At 69.2% G+C, this 12715-nt stretch carries 17 protein-coding genes; 9 read left to right on the top strand and 8 right to left on the bottom strand.

Features of this window, described 5'->3' with window-relative positions; translation table 11 throughout:
• Positions 1-496: 496 nt before the first annotated feature.
• The gene (locus tag TN53_RS44920) at positions 497-1036 is read right to left on the bottom strand and encodes a hypothetical protein (protein WP_199924561.1); all 540 of its coding nucleotides are present in this window, start codon (positions 1034-1036) and stop codon (positions 497-499) included.
• 260 nt (positions 1037-1296) lie between these two features.
• Between TN53_RS44920 and TN53_RS44410 the strand changes: the two genes are divergently transcribed.
• Positions 1297-1950: a hypothetical protein gene (locus tag TN53_RS44410; RefSeq protein WP_063776244.1), complete on the top strand. Its 654-nt coding sequence runs from the start codon at positions 1297-1299 to the stop codon at positions 1948-1950.
• Positions 1951-2044: 94 nt separating this feature from the next.
• On the opposite strand, the gene TN53_RS12155 is transcribed toward TN53_RS44410, so the two are convergent.
• Positions 2045-2797 (bottom strand): phosphotransferase family protein, encoded by a 753-nt coding sequence (locus tag TN53_RS12155; protein WP_046258520.1) that lies wholly within the window; start codon positions 2795-2797, stop codon positions 2045-2047.
• Between the two features lie 54 nt (positions 2798-2851).
• Here TN53_RS12155 and TN53_RS47240 point away from each other — a divergent pair, with 54 nt between their 5' ends.
• Positions 2852-3007, top strand: a complete 156-nt coding sequence (locus TN53_RS47240) for a hypothetical protein (RefSeq protein WP_159038122.1) — start codon at positions 2852-2854, stop codon at positions 3005-3007.
• Between the two features lie 205 nt (positions 3008-3212).
• On the opposite strand, the gene TN53_RS12150 is transcribed toward TN53_RS47240, so the two are convergent.
• Together TN53_RS12150 and TN53_RS44915 are read right to left on the bottom strand one after the other, a co-directional pair.
• The gene (locus tag TN53_RS12150) at positions 3213-3818 is read right to left on the bottom strand and encodes a dihydrofolate reductase family protein (RefSeq protein ID WP_046258519.1); all 606 of its coding nucleotides are present in this window, start codon (positions 3816-3818) and stop codon (positions 3213-3215) included.
• 443 nt (positions 3819-4261) lie between these two features.
• A complete protein-coding gene (locus TN53_RS44915) occupies positions 4262-5308 on the bottom strand; it encodes a hypothetical protein (RefSeq protein WP_420719098.1) in 1047 nt (348 codons plus the stop codon).
• Positions 5309-5564: 256 nt separating this feature from the next.
• Between TN53_RS44915 and TN53_RS12135 the strand changes: the two genes are divergently transcribed.
• The 6 genes from TN53_RS12135 (at position 5565) to TN53_RS12110 (ending at position 9304) form a co-directional block, all read left to right on the top strand.
• Positions 5565-6080 (top strand): hypothetical protein, encoded by a 516-nt coding sequence (locus TN53_RS12135; RefSeq protein WP_046258516.1) that lies wholly within the window; start codon positions 5565-5567, stop codon positions 6078-6080.
• Positions 6081-6198: 118 nt separating this feature from the next.
• Positions 6199-7632 (top strand): flotillin family protein, encoded by a 1434-nt coding sequence (locus TN53_RS12130; protein WP_046258515.1) that lies wholly within the window; start codon positions 6199-6201, stop codon positions 7630-7632.
• Positions 7633-7727: 95 nt separating this feature from the next.
• Positions 7728-8084, top strand: coding sequence for a hypothetical protein (locus TN53_RS12125; RefSeq protein WP_159038121.1), 357 nt, complete (start codon positions 7728-7730; stop codon positions 8082-8084).
• Positions 8085-8301: 217 nt separating this feature from the next.
• Positions 8302-8496, top strand: a complete 195-nt coding sequence (locus tag TN53_RS12120; RefSeq protein WP_046258513.1) for a hypothetical protein — start codon at positions 8302-8304, stop codon at positions 8494-8496.
• A 30-nt stretch (positions 8497-8526) separates the two neighbouring features.
• Positions 8527-8796, top strand: a complete 270-nt coding sequence (locus TN53_RS12115; protein ID WP_046258512.1) for a hypothetical protein — start codon at positions 8527-8529, stop codon at positions 8794-8796.
• 211 nt (positions 8797-9007) lie between these two features.
• Positions 9008-9304: a hypothetical protein gene (locus TN53_RS12110; RefSeq protein WP_046258511.1), complete on the top strand. Its 297-nt coding sequence runs from the start codon at positions 9008-9010 to the stop codon at positions 9302-9304.
• A 369-nt stretch (positions 9305-9673) separates the two neighbouring features.
• Here the strand turns inward: TN53_RS12110 and TN53_RS47235 are convergent, their stop codons facing one another.
• Positions 9674-9904 (bottom strand): hypothetical protein, encoded by a 231-nt coding sequence (locus tag TN53_RS47235; protein ID WP_159038120.1) that lies wholly within the window; start codon positions 9902-9904, stop codon positions 9674-9676.
• A 226-nt stretch (positions 9905-10130) separates the two neighbouring features.
• Positions 10131-10712: a hypothetical protein gene (locus TN53_RS12105; protein ID WP_046258510.1), complete on the bottom strand. Its 582-nt coding sequence runs from the start codon at positions 10710-10712 to the stop codon at positions 10131-10133.
• A gap of 262 nt (positions 10713-10974) precedes the next feature.
• Here TN53_RS12105 and TN53_RS12100 point away from each other — a divergent pair, with 262 nt between their 5' ends.
• Positions 10975-11451, top strand: coding sequence for a CBS domain-containing protein (locus TN53_RS12100; protein ID WP_046258509.1), 477 nt, complete (start codon positions 10975-10977; stop codon positions 11449-11451).
• A 28-nt stretch (positions 11452-11479) separates the two neighbouring features.
• On the opposite strand, the gene TN53_RS12095 is transcribed toward TN53_RS12100, so the two are convergent.
• Together TN53_RS12095 and TN53_RS12090 are read right to left on the bottom strand one after the other, a co-directional pair.
• Positions 11480-12037, bottom strand: a complete 558-nt coding sequence (locus tag TN53_RS12095; RefSeq protein WP_046258508.1) for a hypothetical protein — start codon at positions 12035-12037, stop codon at positions 11480-11482.
• Positions 12038-12106: 69 nt separating this feature from the next.
• Entirely contained in the window at positions 12107-12700 is a 594-nt protein-coding gene (locus TN53_RS12090; RefSeq protein ID WP_095046445.1) for a hypothetical protein, read from the bottom strand.
• Positions 12701-12715 lie beyond the last annotated feature (15 nt).

The following is a 12715-nucleotide window of genomic DNA, read 5'->3' as shown; positions in this document are numbered from 1 at the left end:
AGCTCCCCGCCCGCAGCCGCGGACACGGCGGACTGCGGTCGGTGTGTTCGGCCAGGGCTGCGAACTGCTGGGCGGCCAAGGGCACATGGGCCTCGGCGGCGGTGTACGCCGCTGTCGGGGCCACCATGCCGGAGGTGTCCAGGAAGGCCGCGGACGGCCTGGAGCCGGTGTCCAGCTCACCGTGCGCCTCCTGAGGAGCGGAACTGGTTGATCCTTCTGGACGCCGAGCCGTAGGTGGCAGGGATCGCGTCGCAGCCGTTCTGGCTGCACTGGCACGGCTGAGGATTGACACACCTGTACATCCGAGGCCGGTTCTCCGCCATTGACTACTCGTTCCGCTGGGATGAGTGCGACAGCGTCCGAGTCGCGATGAGCCAAGACCCGGCGGACATCGCGGCCCGGATCGCCGCTGACCTCATTCCCGTGCGCCGTGAGGTTCAGGAGCGGGTGACCGAGCCGCGACGCGCAGGATTCACGTCACCCGGTGGGCTTCGGTTCAGACGTTCGGTGACTGGCCGAGTTCAACATTGTTGAGGAGCCCTGCCGAGTTCACCTTCACCGAGCTGGGCTTGCTGAGGGTTTTCCCGAAGCATACTGACCACGAGTTGGCCCCTACCCCTGATGACGCGCACGCCCAATCTCCCAGGTAAGTGGCAGGGGCGGCGGTATACAGATCCATGTTCGCCGTCGCACTGTAGAGGCTGGATCGGTTGTTGCGCACGATCACTGCCGCCTGCACGCTGCCCCCGCCTGACGACCTGATCGCACAGACCTGCGCGAGCACAGAGGTGGCGACCGTCTTGCTGGCGGCACAATGCCACGTGGCGGAGCTGGAGGTGATCGGATTCGTGTTGCCGTAAGCACGCCAGGTGCCGGCATCCGTAGCTGCGGCGGGGCCGGCGGTTGCCAGACTCAGTCCGAGAACGGCGGTGAGGGCGACTACCGAACCTGCGCCTGTTCGCGTAACTCGCATGCCGGCGGCGCCGACCGTCCTCGTGCGGCTCTTCACCTTCGAGGTGTCCTTCAATCTCACCATGACAAGCACTCCCAGGTTCTTCGGGTAACGGGTGCACAACCTCACGTCGTGCGGAGGCGACCGCCTCAGATCGGGCAGTGAACGTTGCTGCCGTTGTTCGGCACCACGACTCAACCACGCGTGGACCTCGCGCCGGAAAGCATTCGAGTCCGTTCAAATCCATTGCGACGACTGCTACCGTCGGGGCGGTGCTCACTCTGCGTGTAGACGCCGACACGATGGCCAGGACGCGGTTGGCCCCTTCCCCTGCGTCGGAGTCCATGGCGTGGTTGAAGCTCACTGCCGCGTCGGGACGGCACCCGGTGTTCGGAGATCCCGGACCACTCGCCCGCGCGTCACTTGCCCATCCGGACGTTGCTCTGCTCGCAGACCTGTTGCCGCTGAACGGCAACACCTACACACCTGACCTGCTCACCCCTCAGCCGGGGACGGACGCGCAGCGTCGTGATCTGCTCGACGAGCAGATCGCGCAGATCGAGGCCGCAGCGCAGAACGACCTCGAAACCCAGGTCTTCACCTACACCAGGGCGCTACGTGTTGTACCAGCGCACCGCACATGCGGCAGGCCTGCTGGAAGAAGCCCGCGGCTGACATGGTGGTCTCCCGCCGAGTGCAACGCCGTGACTCTGGTGGCGATCTTGCCGGGGCCAGTTGGGGGCGGTGCAGAGGGCGCGGAAGTGGCTGGGCGTCCGGCGTGGGCGGGGCGGTTCAACGACGTCACCCGACTGATCCCGCTGATCCAGGCTGTCCCGCCGGTCCGCGGCAGGCGCGGCCGGCTACTGGAGCGCCCCAGGTACCTGTATGCCGACCGCGGGTGTGACCGCGAGGTCTACCGGGACGAGGTCCGCCGGTTCCAGGTCACCCCGTACTTCGGCCGGCGTGGCACCGGGCACGGTTCTGGCCTGGGGGTGTAGTGCTGGGTCGTGGGAGGAGCGGTCGCGCTGCTGTACTGGTTTGTCCGCCTGCGTATCCGCTGGGAGATTCGCGAGGACATCCACCACGCGTTCGTCACATGCGGGATCTCAGCACGTCGACCTCGCAACCTGGTGCGAACGGGTCGAAGCCGTGCTCGATCAGCCAGCGAACCGCCAGCAGGCTGCGCAATGACCACCATGCGTGGATCACGTCGAGGTCGAGGTCGATGTCGGTGCCGTAGCCGGCGATGACGTCGTCGAGGTGCTCTTCGTGTCCGAGTGTGAAGGTGGCGAGGTCGTACAGGGCATCACCTTGGCCCGCCTCGGACCAGTCGATGATGCCGGTGACCTGGTTGCCGTCGACGAAGACGTGGGCGATCTGCAGGTCGCCGTGTGTGAACGCCGCAGTCCACGGCCGGAGCGCGGCCTCGGCGACCTGGCGGTTGCGGGTGACCAGGTCCGCGGGCAGGACGCCGTTCGTCACGAGCCGCTCGCACTCGTCGTCGAGTTCCGCCGCCAGCGCGATGATGCTCCGGCCGGCCCGGCCGGGCCGGGGCGGCAGCGGTGCGTCGTGCAGCTTGCGGATGGCGGCGCCCGCCGCGGCCCATGCCGTCGGCGGGCCGGTCGACGGCACGCCGAGGCGTCCGAGCGTCGTGCCTGGGAGTGCGGCGATGGCGAGCACGGGCGGCTTGCGCCACAGGATCTGCGGGGTCGGGACCGGCGCGAGGGCCATCGCCTCGACCTCGACGTCGACGCGCGCCTGATCGGCGTCCACCTTCAAAAACACATCGCCGACGCGCAGGGTCGCACGCTCGGAATGGGCGACGACGACTGTGACCTCATCCATGGGCGCCCAGTATCCCGGGGATGATCGCCGACGTCGCCGGGTTTCTCACGTGCGATGACGCGGCTGACCGCGTCCCGCCTGCCTCGCGGCCTCGTGCACGAGATCCGGGCCCTGCAACAGATCCAGGCCCGGACGGACGCCGCCGGTGACATCGACTGGCTGGGCCAGATCGACTCCACCATCGTCCGCCTTTGGGCCAAAGCCGGATGAGGGCGCCGACGTCAGACCGGTATGCCGCCTGCGCATCCCCGATGACACCGGAAAGCCACTGCGCGAGCAGGTCGCTCGGCTGAACTGCTCCTTCGAAGCGACCTGGACCGGGCACCCTGACGTTGGCCGTTCGCCCTCTATCAGGTGTTGCTCCGCGCCGCCGGCGCGGGCCCGGCGGCCGTCCGGACCGGCGGGCGGGGCGAGATCACGCGGGTACGCCGAGCGGCGGGTGTTCGAGCACGCGGGGCTTGTACTCGACCAGCTGGATGCGGCCGTCGAAGGTGCGGTGCTCGATCATGTCGAGGGCAACGTCCGGATAGCCGTCGTAGATGCGTTCTTCGCCCGTGGCCCCGGTGATGACCGGGAACATCACGACCCGGAAGCGGTCGACGAGTCCGGCTCGGAGCAGGGACCGGCACAGGCTTAGACTGCCGATCGTGCTCAGGAGCCCCGAGCCGCTCGACTTGAGGGCGCGGACCGCCTCGACGGCGTCGTCGCGGACGAGCGTGGAGTTGGCCCACGTCAGTGGCTCCTTGAGTGAGGAGGAGAACACCACCTTGGACGCTTGCGTGAGCTCGTCGACGGACGCCTCTTCTTCGGGCCTGAACTCGTCTTGGCCATCCGGGACCTCGCCTGCGGCGAAGCCCGACATCAGGCGGTAGGTGTTCGCTCCCATCAGGTAGGTGGCCGCGGGTTGATCGCCGAGCCATGCGAGGTACTCCGGGCCCTCCAGGCCCCAGAACCCGGGCCATCCCTCTCCCGATGCGTAGCCGTCGAGGGAGGTGATGAAGTCGACGAGAAGCTCCGACATGGCTGTGTCCTTTCGTGGGGTGTCATCAGCTTGGACCGGCCGGGAGCCTCAAACTCATCGGCCGCGCTGTGGAGAAACGAGAAGACCCATGACGCTGCACCGGCCAGGTCGGCGCAGCGGCACGGCCCAGGACCCTCGCCCGCCGGGGACGACGCCTTTCGGCTGCTGGAACGCCTCCACCGGCCCGGCCCGGCCCGCAGGCAGAGGCCCTGTGGCAGATCGTCGTGCAGAATTTCTACCGCGACGCGGCAGGCGGCCTGCGCCGGCGCACCGCCGACGACGGCGGTCTGCCGCCCTCCTCCACGGTGATCGTCTCTCCTTACGACACCACGGCGCGCTACGTCCGCCACGGGCACATCATCCGCTGGAAGGGATTCGCCGCCCACGTCACCGAGACGTGCGCTTCCGGCAGCGTCAACGTGATCACGGTCGTGGTCACCACCTCAGCTGCCACGAACGACGCCCAACCCCTGCCCAGCATCCGCACCCGTCTGGCGCGTCGCGGACTGCTGCCGGCCGAGCATCTGGTCGACGGCGGCTACACCTCTCTGATCCACCTGGAACGAGCCCAGCACGAACACCAGATCACCGTCAGCGGCCCACAAAATGTCACCGGCCGGTTCGTGCCAGCACGTCTCCAATGGTCTCGGCCTGTCGGAGGGGCCTGAAGTGGACGTGGCCGTCGGGATCGACGCGCACTGCGTGGACGGCGGGGTCGGGCAGGCTGTTGTAGTGGAAGGGGGTGGAGGAGTAGTACGCGCCGGTGTCGAGGAGGGCGACGATGTCGCCGGGGGTGAGCAGGGGCAGCGGGCGGGCCTCGGCGAGCAGGTCGCCGGCGAAGCAGCAAGGCCCGCGATGTCCTGGGGCACGGGTTCGCCTTGCTTGAGGGTGCCGTCGGGGCTGTGGGCGGTGAGGCGCAGGGGCCAGGCAGCCGGCATGAACACCGTCCGGGTGGCGACCTGGGCACCGGCGTGGGTGATCGCGATCGGGCGTCCGCCGGAAACCTTGGTGTATTCCACGCAGGCGGAGGTGAAGCCGTTCTTGGCGAGCAGGGACCGTCCGAACTCGGTGACGATCTCGTATTCGCCGGTGAACAGGGCCGGGGCATGGGCCTGGAGCGCGGCGACGTAGTCGTCGAAACCGGGGGTCGTCTCGTCGTCGGCGAAGTTGACGGGCAGACCGCCGCCGATGTCGATGCCGGTCACCTGGCGTCGGCCGCAGGTGGCGTTGACCTCGTCGGCGAAGGCCACGGCCTTGGCTATGCCCTGGGCGATCAGATCCAGCGGGCAGCCCTGCGATCCGACGTGCGTGTGGACCCAGGTCAGCCATGGCCGGTCGTGGTAGGCGTCAAGGAGCCGCTGCCGGTTTCCGTCTGCTCCGCGAGCGTCGGCGTACGACTCTGCGCAGCCGCCGCGGGGGATGTACCCGAGTGCCGATGGTCGGAGACTCTGTCTGTCGGGCGGCGAGCGGCGCGTATGCGAGGGGGACACGGCTGCAAGCTCGACGTCGCCCGACGCCGTACCTGTCTGCACCGTGGCGGCGGTTGGACCTGACGCCGAACGCGAGTCGGAGCCGGGCGGTCTGTCCCCGCTGTCCGAAGACGCGATCCCGCGAGCCCTCCGATGTGAAGAGCACGGCATCAAAACCGTATAAAGATTGCCGGAACAAGGCAATGTCCTTGGTGGTGCCTTCATGCGAGCATGCGTTCACCGGCAAGGTGACGGTGGCGAGAGGTGGTGAACGCGGATGGCCTGGTTTCTGGGACTCGGCATCGCGGGGGTCGCGCTCCTCGTGCTGTCCCTCGCCTTCGACGGCGTCCTTGAGGGACTCTTCGACGGTGTCGATGTGCTGGACGGCCTGTTCGACGGATGGCTGTCGCTTCCGGTCATTGCCGGATTCGTCTCCATGCTCGGCTTCTCCGGTGCGATCGCCATGGGCACCACCGGGCTGGGCGCCGTGGGCGCCACCGTGATCGGCGTGCCTGTCGGCGTCGGCACCGGTTGGCTCGCGTATCGCCTCAGCCGGGCCTTGATGAGCGACCGGTCCGGCGCCGCTCCTCGCGGCGACGACCTGATCGGTGTCTCGGGATCGGTGGTCACCGCCATTCCGGCCGACGGTTACGGCGAGGTGCTGGTCCGCCGGGCCGGGCAGCCGGTGAAGCTCTCGGCGAAGAGTTCGGTCCCGGTGGCGCGCGGTGCGGAGGTCTGGGTGGAGGAGGCGCTGTCGCAGACAGCGGTCTCAGTACGCCTGGTGGAACGCTGATCAACTGCGCCGCCGCGTACACCCGGCATCGACCGGCGGTGCGCTTTCATCCGCATGAATCACCCACATGAACCCGTATCGATCTGCCGTCCCCTGGGAGGGCTGAGGGGAATTCGTCATGAGCCCAGTTGTGATCGCCGTCATTGGCGTCGTCGTACTCCTGGTCCTGCTCGGCCTGGTGGTCGTCACCCGTTACAAGGTGGCGGGTCCGAGCGAGGCGTTCATCGTTACCGGACGGCGCGGCAAGAAGGCCACCGACCCGGAGACCGGCCGGGTTTTCACCGACAACAGCGGGCAGAAGGTCGTGGTCGGCGGCGGTGTCTTCGTCGTGCCGTTCGTGCAGCAGAAGTTCACCCTCGACCTGTCCTCCCGGCACATCCCGGTCGCGGTGCGCGGCGCCGTCACGCTGCGCGGGGTCAAGGCCCACCTCGAAGGCGTCGCCATCGTCAAGGTCGGCGGCAGCGAGGACTCCATCCGCGCCGCGGCCCAGCGGTTCCTGATGCAGCAGGACGGCATCGTCGGCTTCACCCAGGAAGTGCTCTCGGGCGCGCTGCGGGCCATCGTGGGCCGGATGTCGGTGGAGGACATCATCCGGGACCGGGCCGTGTTCGCCGGGCAGGTGGCGGAGGAGGCCGAGGCGAGCCTGTCCGGGCAGGGGCTGGTGCTGGACGCCTTCCAGATCCAGGACATCACCACCGAGGGCTCCTACCTCGAGGACCTCGGCCGGCCGGAGGCCGCTCGGGCCAAGCAGGAGGCCGACATCGCCGAGGCCGTCGCCCGGCGGGCCGCCGAGCAGGCCCGGCTGAAGGCCGAGGAGGAAATCGCCATCGCGCAGCGGACGTTCGCGCTCAAGCAGGCCGAGATCAAGGCTGAGACCGACGAGGCCGCTGCGCGCGCCGCTGCCGCGGGTCCGCTGGCCGAGGCCGCGCGCGGCCAGGAGGTCCTGAGCGAGCAGGAGAAGGTCGCCGAGCGGCAGGCCGCGCTGACCGATCGTGAGTTGGACAGCAAGGTTCGCAAGCCCGCCGACGCCGCCCGCTACCAGGCCGAGCAGGAGGCCGAGGCCCGCCGTATCGCCCTGGTCAAGCAGGCTGAGGCGGATGCCCAGCGGTCCCGGCTGACCGGTGAGGGTGAGAAGGCGCACCGTGCCGCGCTCGCCGACGCGGTCCGTATCGAGGGCGAGGCCGAGGCCGCCGCCATCGGTGCCAAGGGTGCCGCCGAGGCCGAGGCGATGCGGAAGAAGGCGGACGCGTTTGCGCAGTACGGCGACGCGGCCGTGCTGCAGATGCTCGTCGAGGTGCTGCCGCAGGTGGTCGCCAAGGCGTCCGAGCCGCTCAGTGCCATCGACAAGATGACGGTCATCTCGACGGACGGTGCGAGCCAGCTGTCGCGCACGGTCGCCGACAACGTCGCCCAGGGTGTCGAACTCCTCAGTTCCACCACCGGAGTCGACCTCGCCGAGATCCTGAAGAACATCACCCAGCGGGGTAGCGGTTCGCAGCCTGCGACCACGGCACCCGCCGAGGCCAACGGGAAGGTCGAGATCACCGGCTGACATCGGTACTGAGCAGCGGAGTGAGCCCGGGTGGCCGTTGGGTTGCCCGGGCTTGTGGTCGCTGGTGGTGGATTCCCAGAAGTGGAGTGTGAGTGGTGTTCCTGTGGCTTTGGCTGATCGGCTGGTCGGCGTTCGTCCTGCCCCTGGCGATCGCCTCCTTGCGGGGCTGGGCGCCCAAGCGGATCCAGAACCGTACGAGTCCTTGGGGTGTCCGCGTCCGTGGAGTGGCCATGCTGGTGATGTGGATCGGCGGAATCGTCGGTCCGCTGCTGCACTGGACCAGTTTGGACGGCGACGACACCTTGTTCCTCGCCACCGTGGCGCAGGTCGGCCTTCTGATGCTCGCGGCCGGGCTCATAGGTGGCTCGCAGCTCGGCGAGTGGTTCCACCGACGGGCGATGCGAGCCCGGGCAGCCGACGATGCAGACCACAGTGCCGGGCGGCCGCAATGATCTCGGCCAGTGCGCAGGAGAAGATGGGCATGAGGCAGGCCGTGATCGTCTGGTGTTCTTCAAGTGGTACGGCTGAGACCTCTGACTCGCGAAGAGCCGGTGGCTCGGATGCGTAAGCCCCTTCCGACCACGGACATGGCAACCGCTCTCGCACTACCAGCAACCGCGGCTCGCTTCACCCCGCGCCCGGCTCAACCCCGACCTGGCCTGGGCCGACGTGCTCGCCTTCCCTCAGGCCGCGGCGGGCGAGCACGTCAATGCCGTGCTGCTCCTGTGTCGCCGTAACCGGCCCTACCGGCGCCTGTACGAGAAGGAGAACACCGATACGGACGCCGACGGCATCCCGGACATCTATCAGCAGGCAGCTCCCGCCCCGGTCGGCGCAGACCGTTCTGACGGGACGTCCGGCTGATGGCCGCCTCCGGGGAGAACTGAGTGGCCGTTGACAGACACCTCGCTACTGGCACCCGCGATCATCGCCGCCGCCCTGGTGATCAGGATCAGGACGGCACTCGGCAAATTTCGGCACTCGGGAAGCGCCCGCGAACAGTGGGTCTTCGCCAGCGACCGCCGCGCCCTGGGCACCGGAGCAGCGGTCGCCGCGGCCACCCTCCTGCTCGGCTGTCATGCCGGCCCCGCTGCTGCGGCATGGGCCCCGCTCATCGCGGCGCTCACCATCCACCTGTCCCACCGCGACAGGCATCGCCCATGACCGCCAGACCACACCGCGCGAGGAGGAGCAACATGTCCAAACGACGCAGCGACACGCACCTGGCTGCCCTCTGCCCACCGACGACGCAAGCGCCGCCTGGACTCCGCTTGCCGACGTCTGTGCCATCCGCAGCGCGCCGCCCCACGGGCTCTGCGCTGATCGCCGCCCACCTCAGCTGATCCGCACCGCGATCACAGGAACCCTCGCGCCCATGGCCTGGCACTGGACCAGTCTCGTCTTCTTCTCGCTCACCCTGCTCCCGGCCGGGCTGGCCCTGGTCAGCGGCCGAATACCGCAGCGGCTGCGGCACCGACTCGCCCCCATGCGTCCGCGCGGCCGGGCCCTTCTCGCCCTCTACGCCGTCGCCCCCCTCAATACGATCCCGCGCCTTGCCGAGGCACCGCCCGTGATCATCGTGGTGGCTACGGCCGCCGTGGGTGTCCTCGCCGCAGCGGGCTGCATGTACGCGGCCCTCGCTCCGCGCCGGGCCAGGAACGTCACCCCGTGACCGGCAAGCCGCGTCTGTGGCGCCTCGCCATCTCGCTCATCGCCTGGTGGATGCTGACCGCCCTCCTCCTCTGGCTCCTGGGCAGGGCGCTCGACCAGCCCGCCCCGCTCGCACAGTGCGTCAGCCCGGCCGTCTTTCTCGTCGCCCTGGGGGAGGCTGGTGACTGGCTCCGGCGACGCTGGAGAGCCAGCCGGATCACAAGCCAGCACCGTCACGACCCGAACCGCCCGACGCGGAGACGCCGCCCACGCACTGGTGACCACTGCCGCCAACAGAGGTGTCGTCTCGTGGCGAGTTGTGCCCGGCAGGGCAGCGCAACCCCGGGAAGGATCAGCTGTCTTCTCTACGGGCCACACAACTTGTGCCCGCTCACGCCAAGAGCGCGGCTGCCGTGGTGAGGGCGACGAGGAGGAGCAGTACAGGGCCGAGCGGCAGACCGTGGTCGCGTGGTGAGCTGCGGTCGATGGGGCGCAGTTCCGGATGGAGGCGCAGCGCGGTGACCTCCTCGACCATGCGGACGTAAGACGGACGCAGCCGCAGACGTCGCTCGAGCCGCGGCTCGCCCAGGCTTGCTTGAGTAGCCAGTTGCGAGCCAGTCACGCCAACGGCCTTCAGTGGAAACGCGGTTGTGATGTCGTCAGCATCCGAGATGGTGAAGTGCTGGTACGGACGGGTCCGGGAGCTGTATCAGATTGCGGCTGCGCCGCGGGCGAACCACACCGCCGATGACAGTGCGGCGAGCACCCCGGCGACCCTGCTGCCGAGCGCGGAGACCGCCACGATGACGACAACGCGGAGCAGGGCCAGGTCGGCGGACGAGAGATGCTCAGCCGGTCTTGCGCCCCCACCGTGTGCCGACGTGCTCCCACTCCGCGGCCCACTGCTGCATACGGCACCGGTTCAGATACAGCCGCGACCCCCACGCCACGCCCCACACGGCTCCGCTCGCGCCCGCAGTGGCCAGGACGCCTCCGAAGGCCGCCTGCAGTTGCGCCTCCCCGTCGGTCAGGGGTTCGGACGTGAGATTGCCGCTCTTGTCGGTCCACACGGTGACGGCGCTTCCGACCCGGGCACCGGGAGGCACTCGGGCCTCGTCCGTGTGGGGCGAACCGTCCGGCGCGGTCCAACGGACGGTGGCCCACACCCGGTGGTCGCTCACCGTCCTGGCGAGCACCTTGTCCTCCGTGTCTTCGGCGAGTACAGCAGAGACCGCGCGAGTCTCGGCCCGCTGCCAATCGGCGGCCCGCTCCACCGCGTCCGCCGCTACCAGACCCGCCAGGAGGCCGACGATCAGGGCGCACATCCATCCGGCGAGCACGATCCAGGCTTCGATGACGTCGCTGCGCCGTCTGAGCGGATTACGCCGCCATCGCCACAACCGCACCTTGGCACGTCGTGACGCCGCCATCGGCCGACACCCCCTTGTGAGTACCGACAGCTCTCTTCCAGTGTCCTACGGGAAGGGACGAATACCCCCGGCGAGCGCGGCTCGGTGTCTCACCATCAGGCTCCCCGGCAGTCCTCGGAGGGTGAATGCGCTCGGTGATCGGAGCGGAGCGGTCCGTGTTCGTCCAGGTTGCTGCGCATGTTTCGCGTCAATGACCTGGCCGGAGCCCCGCGGGTGTACGACGCTGAGGGCAGGAACATTTCCAGCAGACGAGGAGCCCGCCGTGCGCGCTCGTGACCTGGCGGTCGGATACGAAACGGTGAGCGTCGACAGTGACGCCATGGACGCGGCCCGGCTGATGGCCGAGCACAAGCTGCCGGGCCTGTTGGTGCTCGACGAGCGGGGTGAGCCGAAGGCGATCCTGCCCGCCTCCCAGATGATCAAGGTGCTGGTGCCCGCCTACGTGATCGAGGACCCGACACTCGCCGCAGTCGTCGACGAGAAGCACGCCGACCGACTCTGCCAGGCACTGGCCGGCCGCCGCGTGGGGGACTGTCTGTCCAGCAAGGCGCCTCCGCCGCCGGTCGCCGACCCCGACGACACCGCGCTGGAAGTGGCCGCGCTGATGGCGCAGGTGCGAAGCCCGCTGGTGGCTGTGGCGGAGAAGGCGAAGGACGGCACGCATCTGCTGGGCGTGATCACCGCCTCGCATCTCCTGCACGAACTCCTCGGCGCTGCAGGGGTGGTGAGCCCCAAGTAGGGGCACCCGGTCCCGGCGGCGCGCCGGGCTACTCCATGCTGGAGTTCCGGAGGATCCCGCGGCACACCTCGTCGTCGATCCGCCGCCCCAACCGCTCCAGTGCCGGCATGCCACACCGCAGGATCCCCTGCTCGATGGACCGGCGTGCGCCCTGATCCAGTTGGTGCCACAGCAACGGGTTGGCGACCAGGACGCGCGGGTCCAGGACCAGCCGCCCGCCGGACGTATCCGTGAGGATGAGCCGCGGGGTGACTCCCTCGGACACCCGTATGGTCACCAGGCGGTCGGTGCGCACCTGGTGGTAGGTCAGGATCCCGCGTGAGTCGAGTCCCCCGTTGGCCGCGCTCACCCGAGGTGGCGTCAGGATGATCAAGAGCAGCACGGCGAGCGCGGCCCACCATCCGGCGCGCATGACGGTGAGACGAACAAGCCCCCAGTCGAGCAGCACCAACGTCCCGAAGAGCAGCACGCCGCAGAGCACCGCGCTGCGCACCTCCCGCGCCCAGTAACGGTCCTGGACCGCTCGAACGGCATCCGCACGGGGAGTACCGCCCACCGGGGCACGCTTCTTACCGCGCCGTCCCATACGGGCCAGATTAGACACGGCACCGGCTTGTGTCTCCGGGTGTGACAAGCCCAGTCTCGGGCCGCTCGGTCAGCCGATTCCGCCCACCTCGAGTAGGGCCACGAGGTAGGTGTAGATGGCCCCCACCTGAGCGAGGAACACAAGCGCGGTGTGGGCGGCGAGATGGCCGGGCCGCCCGGTTCCGAGGCAGGCGCGGGCCGCCCGGCTCACCCGCGGAGGCCGCAGTGTCCTGTCGCCTGTCTGCCGTTCGAGTGCCTTGTTCAGGGCGCGACGGCCGGCGGCGGAGGTGACGCCGAGCCGTACCCCGTGTCCGTCGCGGACGACGATGGTGCGGTAGGTGCTGCCGTACGAGAACGTCGTCAGCAGCCGGACGCTGGTGATGTGGTTCAGGTCGACGGTGCGCACACCGGTCAGGGTCCGTGCGGTCATCCTGGTCGCGCTGCGGCGCGCCGGAGGGCGTTCCTCGCACAGCGCGCCGAACAGGAGGAAGGCGAGAGGGCAGGTCAGCAGCCCCAGTGCCGTAGCCGCCTCGGCCAGGACACCGGCGGCGAAGGGCAGCACGAGCAGCCCCGCTGCCAGGCCCGCACCCGCACGTGCCCGGCGTCGGACCGTGCCGACGTCGGGCAGCTCCCGGGGCAGCGGTGCCGGACGGGTGCGCGGCACCTCAGTGCTCCCCAT

The sequence above is a fragment of the Streptomyces sp. WM6386 genome (assembly GCF_000972385.1).
GTDB lineage: Bacteria > Actinomycetota > Actinomycetes > Streptomycetales > Streptomycetaceae > Streptomyces.
This window is presented reverse-complemented; position numbering and strand designations above follow the sequence as displayed.

Coding starts and splice junctions, on each gene's coding strand:
- TN53_RS12105 (WP_046258510.1), bottom strand. CDS start 10,712: ATGGCGGCGTCACGACGTGCCAAGGTGCGGTTGTGGCGATGGCGGCGT.
- TN53_RS12150 (WP_046258519.1), bottom strand. CDS start 3,818: ATGTCGGAGCTTCTCGTCGACTTCATCACCTCCCTCGACGGCTACGCA.
- TN53_RS12095 (WP_046258508.1), bottom strand. CDS start 12,037: ATGGGACGGCGCGGTAAGAAGCGTGCCCCGGTGGGCGGTACTCCCCGT.
- TN53_RS44920 (WP_199924561.1), bottom strand. CDS start 1,036: ATGGTGAGATTGAAGGACACCTCGAAGGTGAAGAGCCGCACGAGGACG.
- TN53_RS12135 (WP_046258516.1), top strand. CDS start 5,565: ATGGCCTGGTTTCTGGGACTCGGCATCGCGGGGGTCGCGCTCCTCGTG.
- TN53_RS47240 (WP_159038122.1), top strand. CDS start 2,852: ATGACGCGGCTGACCGCGTCCCGCCTGCCTCGCGGCCTCGTGCACGAG.
- TN53_RS12155 (WP_046258520.1), bottom strand. CDS start 2,797: ATGGATGAGGTCACAGTCGTCGTCGCCCATTCCGAGCGTGCGACCCTG.
- TN53_RS12110 (WP_046258511.1), top strand. CDS start 9,008: ATGGCCTGGCACTGGACCAGTCTCGTCTTCTTCTCGCTCACCCTGCTC.
- TN53_RS44410 (WP_063776244.1), top strand. CDS start 1,297: ATGGCGTGGTTGAAGCTCACTGCCGCGTCGGGACGGCACCCGGTGTTC.
- TN53_RS12130 (WP_046258515.1), top strand. CDS start 6,199: ATGAGCCCAGTTGTGATCGCCGTCATTGGCGTCGTCGTACTCCTGGTC.